This is a genomic window from Streptomyces sp. NPDC039480, assembly GCF_055597165.1.
The window spans coordinates 258,083-274,250 of record NZ_JBVITX010000001.1 but is presented as its reverse complement, the minus strand read 5'-3'; the positions used below and the strand labels follow the sequence as shown (position 1 = coordinate 274,250).

At 71.0% G+C, this 16,168-nt stretch carries 14 protein-coding genes; all 14 read right to left on the bottom strand.

Features of this window, described 5'->3' with window-relative positions:
• Positions 1-40: 40 nt before the first annotated feature.
• The 14 genes from hpnH to ACZ56E_RS01130 all read right to left on the bottom strand — a co-directional run bounded on the left by hpnH (position 41) and on the right by ACZ56E_RS01130 (position 15,882).
• On the bottom strand, positions 41-1,063 hold the full coding sequence (gene hpnH / locus ACZ56E_RS01195) for an adenosyl-hopene transferase HpnH (protein ID WP_468603787.1): 1,023 nt from the start codon (positions 1,061-1,063) through the stop codon (positions 41-43).
• A 5-nt stretch (positions 1,064-1,068) separates the two neighbouring features.
• On the bottom strand, positions 1,069-1,722 hold the full coding sequence (locus ACZ56E_RS01190) for a phosphorylase family protein (protein ID WP_471209507.1): 654 nt from the start codon (positions 1,720-1,722) through the stop codon (positions 1,069-1,071).
• Positions 1,722-3,821 carry a squalene--hopene cyclase gene (gene shc / locus ACZ56E_RS01185; RefSeq protein ID WP_471209504.1) on the bottom strand — a complete coding sequence of 700 codons (2,100 nt, stop codon included), beginning with the start codon at positions 3,819-3,821 and terminating at the stop codon, positions 1,722-1,724. The genes ACZ56E_RS01190 and shc overlap by 1 nt, the downstream gene beginning before the upstream one ends.
• Positions 3,822-3,955: 134 nt before the next feature.
• Positions 3,956-5,089: a polyprenyl synthetase family protein gene (locus ACZ56E_RS01180; RefSeq protein WP_468603781.1), complete on the bottom strand. Its 1,134-nt coding sequence runs from the start codon at positions 5,087-5,089 to the stop codon at positions 3,956-3,958.
• A complete protein-coding gene (hpnE, locus tag ACZ56E_RS01175) occupies positions 5,086-6,495 on the bottom strand; it encodes a hydroxysqualene dehydroxylase HpnE (RefSeq protein ID WP_471211470.1) in 1,410 nt (469 codons plus the stop codon). The genes ACZ56E_RS01180 and hpnE overlap by 4 nt, the downstream gene beginning before the upstream one ends.
• Positions 6,496-6,619: 124 nt before the next feature.
• Complete coding sequence (hpnD, locus tag ACZ56E_RS01170; RefSeq protein WP_471209501.1) at positions 6,620-7,570, bottom strand: presqualene diphosphate synthase HpnD; 951 nt, start codon at positions 7,568-7,570, stop codon at positions 6,620-6,622.
• Positions 7,567-8,463: a squalene synthase HpnC gene (gene hpnC / locus ACZ56E_RS01165; RefSeq protein WP_471209498.1), complete on the bottom strand. Its 897-nt coding sequence runs from the start codon at positions 8,461-8,463 to the stop codon at positions 7,567-7,569. Before hpnC ends, hpnD begins: the two co-directional genes overlap by 4 nt.
• A 347-nt stretch (positions 8,464-8,810) precedes the next feature.
• Entirely contained in the window at positions 8,811-9,605 is a 795-nt protein-coding gene (locus tag ACZ56E_RS01160) for an ABC transporter ATP-binding protein (protein WP_468603775.1), read from the bottom strand.
• Positions 9,598-10,536 (bottom strand): ABC transporter permease, encoded by a 939-nt coding sequence (locus ACZ56E_RS01155; RefSeq protein WP_471209495.1) that lies wholly within the window; start codon positions 10,534-10,536, stop codon positions 9,598-9,600. The genes ACZ56E_RS01160 and ACZ56E_RS01155 overlap by 8 nt, the downstream gene beginning before the upstream one ends.
• 95 nt (positions 10,537-10,631) lie before the next feature.
• Positions 10,632-11,504: a glycosyltransferase family 2 protein gene (locus ACZ56E_RS01150; protein ID WP_471211468.1), complete on the bottom strand. Its 873-nt coding sequence runs from the start codon at positions 11,502-11,504 to the stop codon at positions 10,632-10,634.
• 26 nt (positions 11,505-11,530) lie between these two features.
• On the bottom strand, positions 11,531-12,310 hold the full coding sequence (locus ACZ56E_RS01145; RefSeq protein WP_470582328.1) for a CDP-alcohol phosphatidyltransferase family protein: 780 nt from the start codon (positions 12,308-12,310) through the stop codon (positions 11,531-11,533).
• On the bottom strand, positions 12,288-13,355 hold the full coding sequence (locus ACZ56E_RS01140) for an iron-containing alcohol dehydrogenase family protein (RefSeq protein WP_398299221.1): 1,068 nt from the start codon (positions 13,353-13,355) through the stop codon (positions 12,288-12,290). The genes ACZ56E_RS01145 and ACZ56E_RS01140 overlap by 23 nt, the downstream gene beginning before the upstream one ends.
• Positions 13,343-14,080 (bottom strand): phosphocholine cytidylyltransferase family protein, encoded by a 738-nt coding sequence (locus tag ACZ56E_RS01135; RefSeq protein ID WP_362995153.1) that lies wholly within the window; start codon positions 14,078-14,080, stop codon positions 13,343-13,345. Before ACZ56E_RS01135 ends, ACZ56E_RS01140 begins: the two co-directional genes overlap by 13 nt.
• The gene (locus ACZ56E_RS01130; protein WP_471211465.1) at positions 14,077-15,882 is read right to left on the bottom strand and encodes a DUF5941 domain-containing protein; all 1,806 of its coding nucleotides are present in this window, start codon (positions 15,880-15,882) and stop codon (positions 14,077-14,079) included. Before ACZ56E_RS01130 ends, ACZ56E_RS01135 begins: the two co-directional genes overlap by 4 nt.
• Positions 15,883-16,168 lie beyond the last annotated feature (286 nt).

Sequence of the window (16,168 nt, the reverse complement as noted above, 5' to 3'; positions counted from 1 at the left end):
GGCCCCCTGGCGGAGAGCCCCTGTCGGCCCGTTCATGACGTCACCCGCGGTTCCCCGAGACCGTCTCGCGGGCGGCACGGATGGATTCCTTGAGGGAGCCCATGGTGGCGAGGACGGCGGTCGGTTCGTAGCCGCAGTGCGCCATGCAGTTGGCGCAGCGCGGGTCCTTGCCGCGGCCGTACTTGTCCCAGTCGGTCTCCTCGATGAGCTGCCGGTACGTGGGGACGTAACCGTCGCTCATCAGGTAGCAGGGGCGCTGCCAGCCGAAGAGCGAGTAGTTCGGGATCGCCCACGCGGTGCACGGGAAGTCCGCCTTGCCCTCCAGGAAGTCCAGGAAGAGCGGCGAGTGGTTCAGGCGCCAGCGCAGCCGGTTGCCGCCCGCGAAGGCCTTCTTGAAGAGCTCGCGGGTCTGCTCGACACCGAGGAAGTGCTCCTGGTCGGGCGCCTTCTCGTAGGCGTAGGCGGGCGACAGCATCATCTCGTCGACCTTCAGGTCGTCGTTGAGGAAGTTCAGGACCTCGATGATGGTCTGCGGGGTGTCCGTGTTGAAGAAGGTGGAATTGGTGGTGACGCGGAAACCGCGCTTCTTGGCTTCCTTGATGGCCGCCACCGCCTCGTCGAACACGCCCTCCTTCGCGACGGACTCGTCGTGCCGCTCCCGCATGCCGTCGATGTGCACGGCGAACGCGAAGTACGGCGACGGGGTGAACTTCTCGATCTTCTTGCGCAACAGCATGGCGTTGGTGCAGAGGAAGACGTACTTCTTCTTCGCCACCAACTGCCGGACAATCTCGTCGATCTGAGGGTGCATCAAGGGCTCGCCGCCGGCGATGGATACCATCGGCGCACCCGACTCAAGAACGGCGCCCACGGCCTGGGCCACCGGCATGCGCTGCTTCAGGACCCCGGCCGGGTGCTGGATCTTCCCGCAACCCTCACACTTCAGGTTGCAGGCGAAGAGCGGTTCCAATTCGACGATCAGCGGAAACTTGTCGCGCTTGCGCAGCTTCTGTTCAAAGAGATACGTAGCTACCTTGATGGACTGACGAAGCGGCATGGCCATCTGGCTCACCTCCGGGGGAGCAGCGAAGAACGGTGCCATTCAAAGAATGCGGGGAGCACGGCACGAAGAACGCGGAAAGCTGATATTCCACCGCGCACCGTGCCGATGCGGACGAGTTCGTACTGTGGGGCATCCACGACCACCCGGACGGCGGCAACGGGCCGCCGTCCCGCGCGTACGGCGCTGTGCAGCGTGGCGGCGGACTCCATGTCCACGGCGATCGCGCCGGTGGCCAGGAGGGCGCCGCGCTCGGGCCCGCGCACGACGTGGTCGGAACCGGTGAGCGGTCCGGTGTGCACGGCGCGGCCGGGCATGGCCCGCACCAGCTCCTCGACCAGCAGACCGGTTCCCGTACAAGGGGTGCTGCCGCGCGCGTCCCTGGTCTCCGCGGCGACGACGAGGTCGCCGGGGTGCATGCCGGGGGCGAGTCCGGCACAGAAGCCGGTGGCCAGTACGGCCGCGTCGCGCAGGGTTTTCTCGCCGAGCGCACCGCTGACGGCGCGCTCGGCGTTCTTGGGGCCCATGCCGGTGCGCAGCACGGTCATGGTTTCCGGCGCACCGCTGCGGTCGCCGGTGCGCAGGGCGAGGCGTTCGATGCCGAGCGCGCAGGCGATCAGCAGCGGCGCGGGTCCCGGCCGCGGAGCCGGGGTCCCGTCCATCAGCTGCCCTTGCCGGAGTGGGCGCCGGAGCCGCCGGCGAAGGGCTCTCCGTGGACGTACCTGCCGAGGGCGGTGAGCGGGAACACCTGCCGGTACAGGTGGTAGTTGATGGAGAAGTCCCAGGGGAAGCCGGTGCCGGTGAAGTACGGCTCGTCCCAGGAGCCGTCCTCGCGCTGCGTCGCGGCGAGCCAGGCGACGCCCCGCTCCACGGACGCGGCCTCGCGCTCCCCTGCCGAGAGCAGCGCCAGCAGCGCCCAGGCGGTCTGCGACGGGGTCGACGTGCCGCGCCCGACCCAGCCGCGGTCGCGGTAGGAGCGCAGGTCCTCGCCCCAGCCGCCGTCGTCGTTCTGCACCGACTCCACCCACCGCACGGCCCGGCGGATCGCGGGATGCGAGGCGGGCAGGCCCGCCGTGATCAGCGCGGGCACCACCGACCCGGTGCCGTAGAGGTAGTTGACGCCCCAGCGGCCGAACCAGCCGCCGTCGGGCTCCTGTTCGGCAAGCAGCCACTCGATGCCGCGCCGGGTGCGCGGGTCGTGCGTCCGGCCCTCGACGGCGAGCATCTCCACGACGTGCCCGGTGACGTCGGCGGACGGCGGGTCGATGACCTCGCCGAAGTCGCAGAACGGCAGACGGTTGGGGAAGGGGCTGGTGTTGTCGACGTCGAAGGCGCCCCAGGCACCGTTCTTCGACTGCATGCCGAGGTTCCAGCGCACTCCGCGCTCGATGGCGTTCTCCACGCGCGCCCGGTCCGGGTGCGCGACCCGGCGCAGCGCGAGGGCGACCTCGGCGGTGTCGTCGATGTCGGGGTAGTTGTCGTTGTGGAACTCGAACGCCCAGCCGCCCGGGGCCAGTTCGGGCCGGCGCACCGACCAGTCCCCCGGCCGTACGATCTGCTCGCTGAGCATCCAGTCGGCGGCCTTGACCAACTGCGGGTGATCGGCGGGCAGTCCGGCGTCCGCGAGCGCGATGGTCGCCAGGCAGGTGTCCCACACGGGCGACTGGCAGGCCTCGATCATCCGTGCGCCGTCCTCGCGCCACACGGCGAACCGGTCGAGCGAGGCGAGCCCGGCCTTCAGGACGGGGTGCTCCAGGTCGTAGCCGAGCAGGTGCAGCGCGATGACGGAGTAGACGGCGGGCGGCTGGATCCCGCCCCAGCAGCCGTCGTTCTCCTGGCGTTCGATGATCCAGCGGGCGGCGCTGTTCATCGCGGCCTTGCGCAGCCGGCGCGGCGCGACCTTGTGGTAGACGTGCAGCGCCTTGTCGAGCCGCTGGAAGACGCCGTCCCAACTCGCCACAGGGGCGAGGGGTTGGGCGGGGTTCGGGTCGCGCGCGTCGGTGTGCAGCTCGTCGAGGGCGAAGGGCGCGGGCCGCACGGGCCGCTTGGCGGACACGATGGTGAGCGGCACTATGGTCTGTCGCGCCCAGCAGCCGAAGTCGTAGATGTTGAGCGGGACCCACTTGGGGAAGTAGATGAGCTCCGGTGGGAGTTCGGGCAGGTCGTCCCACTTCCACCAGCCGAACAGGGCGAGCCAGATCCGGGTGAAGACCCGGGCCCGGGCGATGCCGCCCTGCTCGCGGATCCACGCGGCGGCCTTCGCCATGTGCGGCTCGTCGGGCCGGTCGCCGGCCAGGCGCAGCGCGACGTACGCCTCGATGGTGGTGGAGAGTTCGCCGGGCCCGCCGAAGAAGGTGGCCCAGGTGCCGTCGTCGCGCTGCTCGCCGCGGATGAAGAGCGCGGCGGCGTGCGTGGTGTGCTCGTCGCGGATGCCCAGGAACTGCCGTAGGAGGAGGTCCTCGGCGTCCATGGTCACATTGGTCTCGAGGTCGCCCTTCCACCAGCCCTCGGCGTCCTGGCGGGAGAGCAGGAAGTCCGTGGAGCGCCGCACGGCGCGCTCGGCGGCCTCGCGGGTGCCTGCCGGCGCGGCGACCGTGTCGACGGGGGCGACCCGGTCGACCTGTTTGTCGATCTGCTCGATCTGCTCGATGTGTTCGAGCTGATCGACCTGGGTGGGCTGGTTGACGGGATGGGCGGGCTGGCTGGCCGAGGCTGCGCGGGGCGTGGCCGCTCCGGTGCTTCCGTCGGTCGTCGCTGTCATGGCTTCCCCTTCGTGCAGTGCGGTGGCTACGTCTGCTGTGGGTCCGCCGTCGGCCGGCGCGGGGCGCCGGCCGGCGACTGCCTGGGAGCCCGGGGGTCACCCTCCGGGCAACTCGGATATCCGCGCGATAGTGATCACTTCTCTCGTACGACGACGAAGTCGGCGAGCGCGACGAGCTGCGCCCGCACCCGGTCCGGCATCCGGACGTGATCCAGCGCCTCGATGGCGATGGCGTGCTGGCGCCGGGCCTCCTTGGCGGTCCACTCGCGGCCGCCCGCCTCCTCGATCAGGGCGGCGCGCGCGGCGAACTCGTCCTCGGAGAAGTTCTCGAAGTCGCTGCTCTTGGAGTCGGCGGTGAGCAGCTCGCCGAGCCGCTCGGAGGCCGGGCCGCCCGCGGCGAGCGCGGCGACCACGGGCAGCGACTTCTTGCGCTGCCGCAGATCACTCCACGTCTGCTTTCCGGTGGCCTCCGGGTCGCCCCAGATGCCGAGCAGGTCGTCCACGGCCTGGAAGGCGAGGCCGAGGTGGTAGCCGTACTTCTCCAGCGTGTCGGCGGTGTGGTCGTCCGCGCCGCCGAGGACGGCACCGATGGAGACCGCGCAGGCGAGCAGGGCGCCGGTCTTCTTGCCCTCCATCTCCAGGCACTCCTCGACGGTGACCCGGTCGCGGTGCTCGTAGCTGATGTCCTGTGCCTGGCCGTCGATCAGCGCGCGCGTCGCGGTGATGAGGCGGCGAGTGGCGCGGCCCGCCTCGACGGTGCCGAGCTCCAGGAGGATCTCGTTGCCGAGCGCGAAGAGGGCGTCGCCGACGAGGATGGCCTGCGCGGGGCCGTGCACCTTCCACACCGTGTCGCGGTGCCTGCGCTGCTCGTCGCCGTCCATCAGGTCGTCGTGCAGCAGCGAGAAGTTGTGCACGAGCTCGACGGCGACCGCGCCGGGGACGCCGATCTCGGGGGCGGCACCCGCCGCCTCGGCGGAGAGCAGGGCGAGCGCGGGACGCACGGCCTTGCCGCCGTCACCGTCGGACGGGTTGCCCTCGGCGTCGATCCAGCCGAAGTGGTAGGCGGCGACGGTGTCCATGGGCGGCGCGAGGCGGTCCACCGCGGCCCGCAGCACCGGGGTGGCCAGCGTCCTTCCTTGTTCGAGCAGTGAGGTCACGTCCACCGTGTCGGCAGCCGTTTTCTCGGCCGAGGGCACAGTCGGCACAGTTTCTCCTCTTGTTCCGGTGCTGTTTCTCTGGGGACCTGACCCCAGCAGGTCGAGCTTCACGCCACCGCCTCCTCGAACGCGAAGAGGTGATCTCGGGGGCGGTCGAAGGTGGAGAGGGCCGCTTCGGCCGCGCTGATGCCGCTGCGGACGGCGCCCTCCATGGTCGCGGGCCAGCCGGTCGCGGTCCACGCGCCCGCGAGGTACAGGCCGCGGGCCTTGGTGCGGGCACCGGGGCGGAGCCTGCCGACGCCGGGGGTGGGGGCGAACGTCGCCGTCCGCTCGCGGGTGACGAAGAAGTCCCGCACCTCGGCGCCGTGTGCCGCGGGCAGCAGCCGCTCCAGCTCGGGGAGATAGCGCTCCCGCAGTGCGGCGACGGGCGCGTCGATCTCGTCCTGGGCGGCCGACTGGGAGACCGCCAGGTACTGCCCCTCGGTGAGCCCGGAGGCCTCGGTCCGGTCGAAGACCCACTGGACGGGCGAGCCGATGGCGGCGAAGAACGGCCGCTTCAGCACCTTCCGGTCGTAGACGACGTGGAGGTTGAGGATCGGCGCGGTGTCGATGTCGAGCAGCCGGTCGGGCTGGTCGAGCGCGCCGTCCGGGAGGAGGTCGTGCGTCTCGTGCTGCGGCACGGCGAGGACGACGGAGTCGGCCTCCAGGGTCTCGCCGGGCACCTCCACGCGCCAACCGCCGTCCTCCGTACGGGAGATGGAGGTGACGCGTGCCTTCAGTTCCGTGCGGACGCCCGCGGCGTCGAGGGCCTTGCGGGCCAGTGTGTCGTGCAGGTCGCCGAGGGGGGCCCGGGCCCAGCCGATGTCGGCGGCGCCCGGCTCGGAGAGCAGCCCGGTCTTGAAGACCATCGCGGCGAGCCCGAGGGAGGCGTCGCCCGCGACGGCGTTGAGCGTCGCGACGCCCACCAGGTCCCAGAGCGCCTCGACGGCGCGCGGCGACTGGCCGTGCCTGGCCAGCCAGCTGCCGAAGTCCTGGCCGTCGAGCGCGGGGTCGGTCGGGTCGAGCCCCTTGAGCGCGAGCGCCGCGCGCCCCACCTTGGCGCGCTCGGCGACCGACAGATGGGGATACGTGGCGAGGCTCGCCGCCAGGTGCAGGGGCACGGGCAGCGCGGTGCGCCGCAGCCGGCCGAGCCGGTTGCGGTCGGCGTCGAGGACGGGCACGTCGAGACGTTCCTGCAGGGGCGCGAGGTGCGCGCCGTCGACGCGGTCGAGGAACCATCGGTAGGCGGTGCAGCAGCGCAGATAGACGTGCTGGCCGTTGTCGACGGTCAGCGCGCCGCGCCGGAAGGAGAACGCGAGCCCGCCGAGGCGCGGCCGCCCTTCGAGCAGCGTCACGCGCAGTCCCGCGTCGGCGAGCGCCAGCGCGGCGGTGATGCCGGCGAGGCCGCCGCCGACCACCACTGCGGCCGCCCCTGCGGGACGGCCTCCGGCGTTCTCGGTCAGCCCCTCGGGCTGCATGTCTTCCCTCTTCATGCGCCCACCCCTTCGGCCGTTGCAGTCTGGGACGCGACCATGGAGCGGAGGGTTGCCCGCCGCTTTGCGAACGTTGTCCCAGCTGTCCCACGATCACTCCGGACGCTCATCACACACGCCTCCGGACGGTCTGCCGTGACACGTTCCGCGCGTCGAGGCCGGACAGGCCGCGCACGGCGACGTACGCCTTCTCGCGGCCCGGCAGCGAGACGCGGCCGCGCAGGACCGCTTCGGGCTCCCGCTCTATGCGGTCGAGGAGCCTGCGGTAGATGCCGGCCATCGCCGCCACACAGGCACCGCTGCGCCGGTCCAGCATCGGCAGCAGGCGGTAGCCCTCGGCGAACAGGGCACGCGCGCGGCGCACCTCGAAGTGGACGAGGCCCGCGAAGTCGGATCCCGCGGGCGGCTCGGCGCCCGAGAACCCGGCGGAACAGCCGAACTTGGCGAGGTCGTCGGCGGGCAGGTACGTCCGGCCGTCCTGCGCGTCCTCGCGAACGTCGCGGAGAATGTTGGTCAGTTGGAGCGCGAGACCGAGCGTGTCGGCATACTCCGGCGCGCGCTCGGCATGGAGCGCCCCCCGCTCCGTGCCGAACACGCCGAGCGAGAGCCGCCCGATCGCCCCGGCCACACAGCGGCAGTAGACCTTCAGGTCCTCCCACGTCTCGTACGTCGCGCCGCGCACGTCCATGAGGACGCCGTCGATCAGCTCGTCGAGGCCGTCCATCGGGATGGGGAAGTGCTCGGCGGCGTGTGCGAGGGCGACCGCGACCGGGTCGGTGTCGTCCTCGTGCACCCGTCCCGCGCGGATCCGGGCGACCAGCGCCCTGGTGTCCTCGAGACGCTCCGCCTTGACGTCCGGGGCGAGCGCGCCGTCCCCGATGTCGTCGACCCGCCGCGAGAGCGCGTACAGCGCCGACATGGCCCGGCGCTTGGGCGCCGGCAGCAGCCGGATGCCGTACGCGAAGTTGCGCGCCTGCTGACCGGTGACCGTCTCGCAGTAGCTGTACGCGGCGAGCACCGGCGCGGACACGCGCGGCTCCGACTCCACGGCCCGGCTCACCCCTCTCCTCGCAGCACGGCGCCCGCCTCGCGGAACATGCGGGGCTTGGTGGGTCTGGGCGGCCCTGGAAGGACGTCGTACCCGGCGTCCACGATCGCCCGGACCGCCGCCCTGCCCCCTCCCACGAATCCGGCCAGCAGCAGCTTCAGCCTGCCGTGGACGCTACCCACCAGGGGGGTGCCTTCATTCAGCAGGCCGCGGGCGCGTTCCGCTTCGAACGCGACCAGCGCGCGCACTGACGCGCCCGCTGTCGGCCGGGCCAGGTCTGACTCGCTCACGTGGAACCGCTTCATGTCCTCGACGGGCAGGTAGATGCGGCCGCGCCGCAGGTCTTCGGCGACGTCCTGGATGTGCTCGACGATCTGCAGCCCGGTGCAGACGGCGTCCGAGTGCCGGATTCGCTCGGGGGTCTCCGTGCCGGTGATGGCAAGGACGAGTCGGCCGATCGGGTTCGCGGAGAGCGCGCAGTACGCCACGAGGTCGTCGTAGGTCTCGTAGCGCGTGACGGACTGGTCCTGGCGGTTGGCCTCGATCAGGGCGAGAAAGGGGGTGGCCGTCAGGGTGCCGCGCTCGGCGGCCGGGCGCAGCGCGCGCACCAGCGGGTGGCCGGGCTCACCGCCGTCGAAGACCCTGTCGAGGTCCGCCGCAACGGCGTCCAGGAGCCGCGCCGGGTCGTCGGCGTCGCCGTCGAGGCCCAGGTGGCGGGCGTGCGCGGCCTCGGGGGCCAGGTCTCCGTCACCGATGTCGTCGATGAGGCGCACGACGCCGTAGACGGCCATGAGGTCGTCGCGCCAGGCCCGGGGCAGGAAGAACGGCGCCACCGGGAAGTTCTCGTCCGCGGCCTTGTCGAGGACGGCGGATGCATCGCGGAGCCGGAGATCATCCGTAGCCATTGCCGTCACATCTCCCGTTCTACACTGCCGACCCAATACATCCTATTTCGGACACGCCGCCCGGCACTCTCCGAGGTGGGCCGTGCTCCGAGCCGGGACGCCGCGCGATATCGCCCCACTTGCCGCGAATCAGCACCGGTACAGCTTACGTTGTACAACCCCTCACGCATCGTCGGGGTGTTCGGCGCATCACAACACCACACCGATTGACAGCAAACCGCTTTTGCCACCGGTGAGTTGAGGGGCGCGAGGGGCCCCGGGGACACCATGTCACGACAGTGCCCCGCCGGATTCCTCCCGGCGGGGCACTGCTGCCGAACGGGTGCACGCCCGATGGCTCGATCGGGCTACTTGCCCGTGAACTTCTCGTACTCCTTGATGACCTCGTCGGTCGGCCCGTCCATGCGCAGCTCGCCGCGCTCCAGCCACAGCACGCGGTCGCAGGTGTCACGGATCGACTTGTTGTTGTGACTGACCAGGAAGACCGTGCCGGCCTCCTTGCGCAGCTCGCGGATGCGGGCCTCGGAGCGCTTCTGGAACTTGCGGTCGCCGGTGGCGAGCGCCTCGTCGATCATGAGGACGTCGTGGTCCTTGGCGGCCGCGATGGAGAACCGCAGGCGGGCCGCCATGCCCGAGGAGTAGGTGCGCATCGGCAGGGTGATGAAGTCACCCTTCTCGTTGATCCCGGAGAAGTCGACGATCTCCTGGTAGCGCTCCCTGATCTGCTCGCGGGACATGCCCATCGCGAGACCGCCGAGGATGACGTTGCGCTCACCGGTCAGATCGTTCATCAGGGCCGCGTTGACGCCGAGCAGCGAGGGCTGGCCGTCGGTGTAGACCTTGCCCTGCTCGGCGGGGAGCAGCCCCGCGATGGCGCGGAGCAGGGTGGACTTGCCGGAGCCGTTCGAGCCGATCAGGCCGATGGCCTCGCCGCGGTAGGCGGTGAAGCTCACGCCGCGGACGGCGTGCACCTTGCGCACCCCGCGCTCCTCGCCGCGCCGGAGGATGCGGCTCAGTGCGGAGGTGGCGCTGCCCTTGCCGGTCTTCGCGCCGTTGACGCGGTAGACGATGTGCAGCTCGTCGGCGATGACGGTGGGGATGTGCCCCTTGTCCGTACTGTCTGCGTGCTTGTCATCAGCCACGGCCGTACCGCTCCTCAGCCTTCCAGAAGTACACGAAGCCGCCTGCGGCGACCAGCACGGCCCAGCCCGCCGCGACCGCCCAGACGTGCGGCGGCAGGTTCTCGGAGCCGTAGCCGTCGATCAGCGCGAAGCGCATCAGGTCCATATAGATGGCGGCCGGGTTCCACTGGAGGACGTCCGCGATCCAGGCGGGCTTGTCCTTCAGCATCACCGGGATGGAGAACATCACGCCGGACGCGTACATCCACGTACGCATCACGAACGGCATCAGCTGCGCCAGGTCGGGGGTCTTGCTGCCCAGCCTCGCCATGACCATCGCGAGGCCCGTGTTGAAGAGGAACTGCAGGACGAGGACCGGGAAGATCAGCAGCCACGACAGCTTGGGGTAGCTGCCGAAGCCGATCATGATGATGAACAGCACGATCATCGAGAACAGCAGCTGCTGGAGCTGCTGCAGCGAGAACGACACCGGCAGCGAGGCGCGCGGGAAGTGCAGCGCGCGCACCAGACCGAGGTTGCCCGCGATCGCTCTGACGCCCGCCATCACCGAGCTCTGCGTGAAGGTGAAGACGAAGACGCCGGTGACCAGGAACGGGACGTAGACCTCGCGGGGCATGCCCCGGTCGGCCCCCAGGATCAGACCGAAGATCAGGAAGTAGACGAGCGCGTTCAGGAGCGGCGTCGCCACCTGCCACAGCTGGCCGAGCTTGGCCTGGCTGTACTGGGCGGTGAGCTTCGCCTGGGAGAAGGCGAGGATGAAGTGGCGCCGTCCCCAGAGCTGGCGGACGTACTCGAAAAGTCCGGGCCGGGCGCCGCTGACGGTCAGACCGTACTTGGCGGCGAGTTCGGCGCGGGAGAGCCCGTCATCGGGCGGCGGTGTCGACGGGGATGCTGTCACCGCGACTCCGCCGTCATGCGTTGTCTCACTCACGAGTGGAAACTTTCGTCTTCAGATGCGCAGCCGGTCGGGCATAGGCGTGGGCCAGGGACCGGGGTATGGCCCGAATGCTCTCAGACCCGAGCTTGTCAGATGACAGGAGGTCGGCCCAGTCGCGTCAGCCGCCATACCGTACGCCACTTCATCGGCCTGCGCGGTCCGCAGGGCGTCGTCCAGCCCTCCTTGAACCCGCCGAACCAGGCCTTCAGGGCGGGGCCCGAGGGGCGCCGGGCGAGGGTGAGGAGCATCCAGACGCCGAGGTAGACCGGGACCAGGAGCGCGGGGAGGTTGCGCCGGGCCAGCCAGACGCGGTTGCGGGCCACCATCCGGTGGTAGACCGCGTGCCGGGAGGGGGCCGTCGTCGGGTGGAAGAGGACCATGTCGGAGCGGTAGTCGATCATCCAGCCCGCGTTCAGCGCGCGCCAGGCGAGGTCGGTCTCCTCGTGTGCGTAGAAGAACTCGCCGGGCAGACCGCCGACCTCGGCGATGACCTTCGTACGGACGGCGTTGGCGCCGCCGAGGAAGGTCGTCACGCGCGAGGAGCGCATCGGGTCGGCGGCGCGCAGCCGCGGCACGTGGCGGCGCTGGGTCTCGCCCGTGTCCGGGTCCGCGATGCGGAAGCTGATGATGCCGAGCTCCGGATCGGCGGCGAAGGCCTGGCGGCACAGCTGCGCCGTGTCCATGTTGGCGAGGAGGCCGTCGTCGTCCAGGAAGAGCAGGATGTCGACGTCGGTGCCGCCGGGCCCGAAGGCCTCGATGCCGACGTTGCGGCCGCCGGGGATGCCGAGGTTCTCGGGCAGTTCCACGGTGCGCACGCCGTCGGGGACGTCCGGCACCGGGGCGCCGTTGCCGACCACGACCACCTCGACCGGGTCGCCGTCCTGCTTGGCGACCGAGTCGAGGAGGGCGCGCAGCTCCTGCGGCCGGTTGCCCATCGTGATGATGACGGCGCCGACCTTCAGCTTCTCTGCCGGAGTGCTCGGGGTGTTCACTTCAACCTGCTCGATACGAGGATGGACACGAGGTGGAGCAGGGTCTGGAGCATCGCGATGCCCGCGAGGACCGCGACGCCGACGCGCGAGAAGAAGAGGTCGCCCCGGGCCTGGTCCACGATCGCGAGGACCAGGATCAGCAGGGACGCCTCGACGCCGAGGATCAGCCGGTGGAACTTCAGCGCGGCGGCGGCCCTGCGGGCCAGCGCCATGCCGGAGGAGCGCGGCTCGGACGCCGACTCCTTGACCGGCTCCTTGCCCGTCTGGTGCCGGGCGACACCGACGAGGTCGGTCTCGGCCTTGATCAGGATCGCGCCGAGGGCGGCCAGGGTGCCGAGGAAGGCCCACAGCCAGTCGATGCGCCCGGAGCCCCACAGGTCGGCGGCGCGCAGGCCGAAGCCGACCAGGACCGCGGCGTCGCACAGATAGGCGGCGACCCGGTCCAGGTAGACGCCGGCCATCGAGTACTGCTTCTTCCAGCGGGCGATCTCGCCGTCGACGCAGTCGAGCAGCAGATACAGCTGGACCGCGAGCACGCCGAGCACGGCGCCCGTGATCCCCGGCACCAGCAGGGCCGGGGCGGCGAGGGCGCCGGCGACGGTCATCACGTAGGTCAGCTGGTTGGGCGTGACCCGCGTGTTCACCAGGTGCCGGTCGATGCGGAGGGAGACCTCGCGCATGTAGAGCCGGCCGGCCCAGTGTTCGCCGCTGCGCCGGTCCTTCACCCCCGGGGGGTGAACAACCGGGCGGAGCTCAGCTACCGATGGCTTTTGCATAGTCGGCGTATGCGTCCCTGATCTGGTCGGTGGACAGGTCGAGGTGTTCCAGGATCGTGTAGCGGCCCGGCCTGGTCTGCGGAGCGAACTCCACGACCCGCACGAACTCGTCCACGGTGAACCCGATCTCCTCCGGCAGCACGGGCAGGCCGTGGCGGCGCAGCACCTGGGCCATGTACGCGGACTCCTCGCGGGCACCGCGCAGGTGCATCGCGAAGGCCGCGCCGAGGCCGCACTGTTCGCCGTGGCTGGCGGCGCGCTTGGGGAAGAGGAGGTCGAAGGCGTGGTTGATCTCGTGGCAGGCGCCCGACGCGGGGCGGGAGTCGCCCGAGATGGACATCGCGATGCCGGTGAGCACCAGGCCCTCGGCGAGCACCTGGAGGAAACCGTCGTCGCCGACGCCGCCGGGGTGGCGCAGGACCGCCTCGCCGGCCTGCCGGGCCATCGCGGCCGCGAGGCCGTCGATGTCCTCGCCGCGCTCACGGGCGGCGAGCTCCCAGTCGCGGATCGCGGAGATGTTGGACAGCGCGTCGCCGATGCCGGAGCGGACGAAGCGGACCGGGGCCTCGCGGATGATGTCGAGGTCGATGACGACCGCGATGGGGTTCGGCACGCCGTACGAGCCGCGGCCCGCGTCGTTGTCGAGGGTCGCGACCGGCGAGCAGAGGCCGTCGTGCGACAGGTTCGTCGCGACGGCGACCAGCGGCAGGCCGACGCGCGCCGCGGCGTACTTGGCGCAGTCGATGATCTTTCCGCCGCCGAGGCCGACGATCGCGTCGTAGCGGCCGGACTTCTTGATGGCGTCGGCGAGCTTGATGGCGTCGTCGAGCGTGCCGCCACCGACCTCGAACCACTCCGCGCCGCTCAGCGAGGGCATCAGCCGCTCGCGGAGCACCGCGCCCGAGCCACCGCTGATGGCGATGGCGAGTTTGCCGGTCGACGAGCAGATCCGCTGGTCGGCGAGGACACCGGCCAGGTCGTCGATCGCCCCCGGCCGGATGTCGACGACGACCGGCGAGGGGATGAGCCTCGTCAGTACTGGCACGCGATCTCCCGGCCCTTGGCGAGGTCGTCGTGGTTGTCGATCTCGACCCACTTGACGTCGCCGATCGGGGCCACGTCGACCTTGAAGCCGCGGTTGACGAGCTCCTGGTAGCCGTCCTCGTAGTAGAGGTCGGGGTCGCGCTCGAAGGTGGTCTTCAGCGCGTCGGCGAGCTCCTCGGCGGCGGAGCCCTCGATGAGGGTGACGCCGATGTACTCGCCGGTGGCCTCGGAGGGGTCCATCAGCTTGGTGATGCGCTGCACGCCCTTGGCGTCGTCGACGATGACCTTCATCTCCTCGTCGGCGAGCTGCTTCACCGTGTCGAGGGCGAGGATGATCTTCTGGCCGTTGCCGCGGGCGGCGAGCAGCGTCTTCTCGACGGAGACCGGGTGCACGGTGTCGCCGTTGGCGAGGATCACGTCGTGCTTGATGGCGTCACGCCCGCACCACAGGGAGTAGGCGTTGTTCCACTCCTCGGCCTTGTCGTTGTCGATCAGGGTCAGCTTGAGGCCGTACTTCGCCTCCAGGGCCGCCTTGCGCTCGTAGACGGCCTCCTTCTTGTAGCCGACGATGATCGCGACCTCGGTCAGACCGATCTCGGCGAAGTTGCCGAGCGTCAGGTCGAGGATGGTGGTCTCACCGTCGACGGGCACCAGAGCCTTGGGCAGGGTGTCCGTGTAGGGGCGAAGACGCCGTCCGGCGCCGGCCGCCAGCACGAGGCCGATCATGCGGGTTCTCCTTCATCGTGTACGGCGGGTGCGCCCTTTTTCTCGGCGGCGACCCAGAAGCGGATGCTCTCGACGAGCACCACGAGTGCCACGGCCACGGCGAGTGCCGTGAGCGCGACGGGAAAATCTGTGGTGGGCAGCAGGGCTGCGGCCAGCGCGACCACGAGGATCCGGCCTTCCTGGCCGCCGATCGCCCGCACCAGCCAGCGCGGAGGCGCGCCGGCGCCGCCCTTGATGCGGTACACCGTGTCGTAGTGATGGTAGGCGACCGCGGCCACCAGCCCGAAAGCCGCGGGAAGCGCCCCGTTCACATCCGCTTTGGCCGCCAGTACCAGGACCGTGCCGTACTCGGCAGCGCGGAAGAACGGCGGGACGAGCCAGTCCAGGGGGGCCTTGAGCGGCATGATCAGGGCGAGGCCCGACAGGGCGATGTACAGCGCGGCGGCGGCCACGACCACGGGGCTGCCGTAGGGGTTGGCCAGCGCCGTGCCGACGAGCCCGGCACCGCCGACGAAGGCGAGCACCGGGGCGGGACGCAGCCAGGTCACCCGTGGCCGGAGAGCGGAGAAGGCCGAGGCGAGGGGGCCGTTGTCGGCGAGGTCGGCGAGGGCTTCGGCGGCGCGGTCGGTGCGGGTGGCCTTGCGGGTCAGCGACCGCAGGACGCGTCCCGCGGTGGTGTAGCAGGCGGCGAGGGCGCAGCCGATCAGCAGGACGACGAGGGTGATGCGCGGCGTGGTGAGCGCGGTGAGGACCGCGATCATCGCCCAGCGTTCGCCGATGGGCAGGACTATCATCCGGCGCACCCAGACCGTCCAGCCGACGCTGTCGAGCTTGTCCGAAAGGGCCGCGGTGGGGCTGGTGTTGGCGGTCGCGTCGTGGTTCGCCTCGTTGAAGGAGAAGTCGACGACGTGCCGGCAGGTCTGCAGGACCATCGCGCCGAGGGCCAGCGCCCATACGTCGTCGCCGCCGCGTGCGGCGCCGAGCGCGAGGCCCGCGTAGTAGGCGTACTCCTTGGCGCGGTCGAACGTCGCGTCCAGCCAGGCGCCGAGCGTCGAGTACTGCAGGGAGTAGCGGGCGAGCTGCCCGTCGGTGCAGTCCAGGACGAAGGAGAAGAGCAGCAGCAGGCCGGCCGCGACGAAGCCGCCGCGCGTCCCGGTCGCCGCGCAGCCCGCCGCTATCAGGGCGGTGAGCAGCGAGGCGGTGGTGACCTGGTTCGGGGTGAGGCCGCGGCGGGCGCACCAGCGGGCGATGTAGCGCGAGTACGGGGAGATGCAGTACGTCGTGAAGAAGCCGTCCCGCGACTTGACCGCGGTGCGCAGGCGTACCGCCTCGTCGTCCACGGCCGCCACGGCCTGGCGCGCTTCGTTCCGCGTCTGGGGGTCGTCGGGCACGGTGGCGACGAGGGTGCCGAGCTCGGGGCGGTGGACGTCGGTGGCGCCGGACTCCATGGCCGCGGCGACGGAGTCCGGGAGCGCGTCGAGCGTCGCGACGCCGTTCGCGGTGCCGACGGCCGCCCGCAGGGCGCGCGTCAGTGCGGCGCGGGCCGCCGGCTTGGCCGTGACGGCGCCGGGCAGCGCGGCGGCGGCGAAGCGGGGGTCGGTGAGGGCGAGGCGCAGCGCGTGGACGTGTCCGACGAAACGCGCGTCGACGACGGCGACCCGCTGGCCGGCGGGGACGGCGGCGAGCAGCGCCTCGGCGTCAGCCGCGTCGGAGGCGACCCGCACGTCGAAGCCGAGGGACCGCAGATCGCCTTCGAGCGGCGACCCGGGGACCGGCTGACCGGTGAGGATGGCGGTCGACAGACGAACTCACTCCTTGAGTACCGGCGCGGCTCGCGCCGGGCACATGCGTAAGGGGAGCGCCCCTGGCCACAGCGGCCGGGCGGCACGTCGGCAGAGGCTATCGGATGATGGGAAGCGGGCGTTCATCACCCGTTCACGCCCTGATAGAGCCTGTGTCAGGCGCCAGGGGCGGCCTGCGAGGGCCTCGGCCTTCACGATCATCATGGTGGATGGGGGGCCGCGCCCACAAACCGCGCCCGTTCCGTGCCCGGCTTGCCCGGGATAGTGGCCACATGCCCGCCGCCCG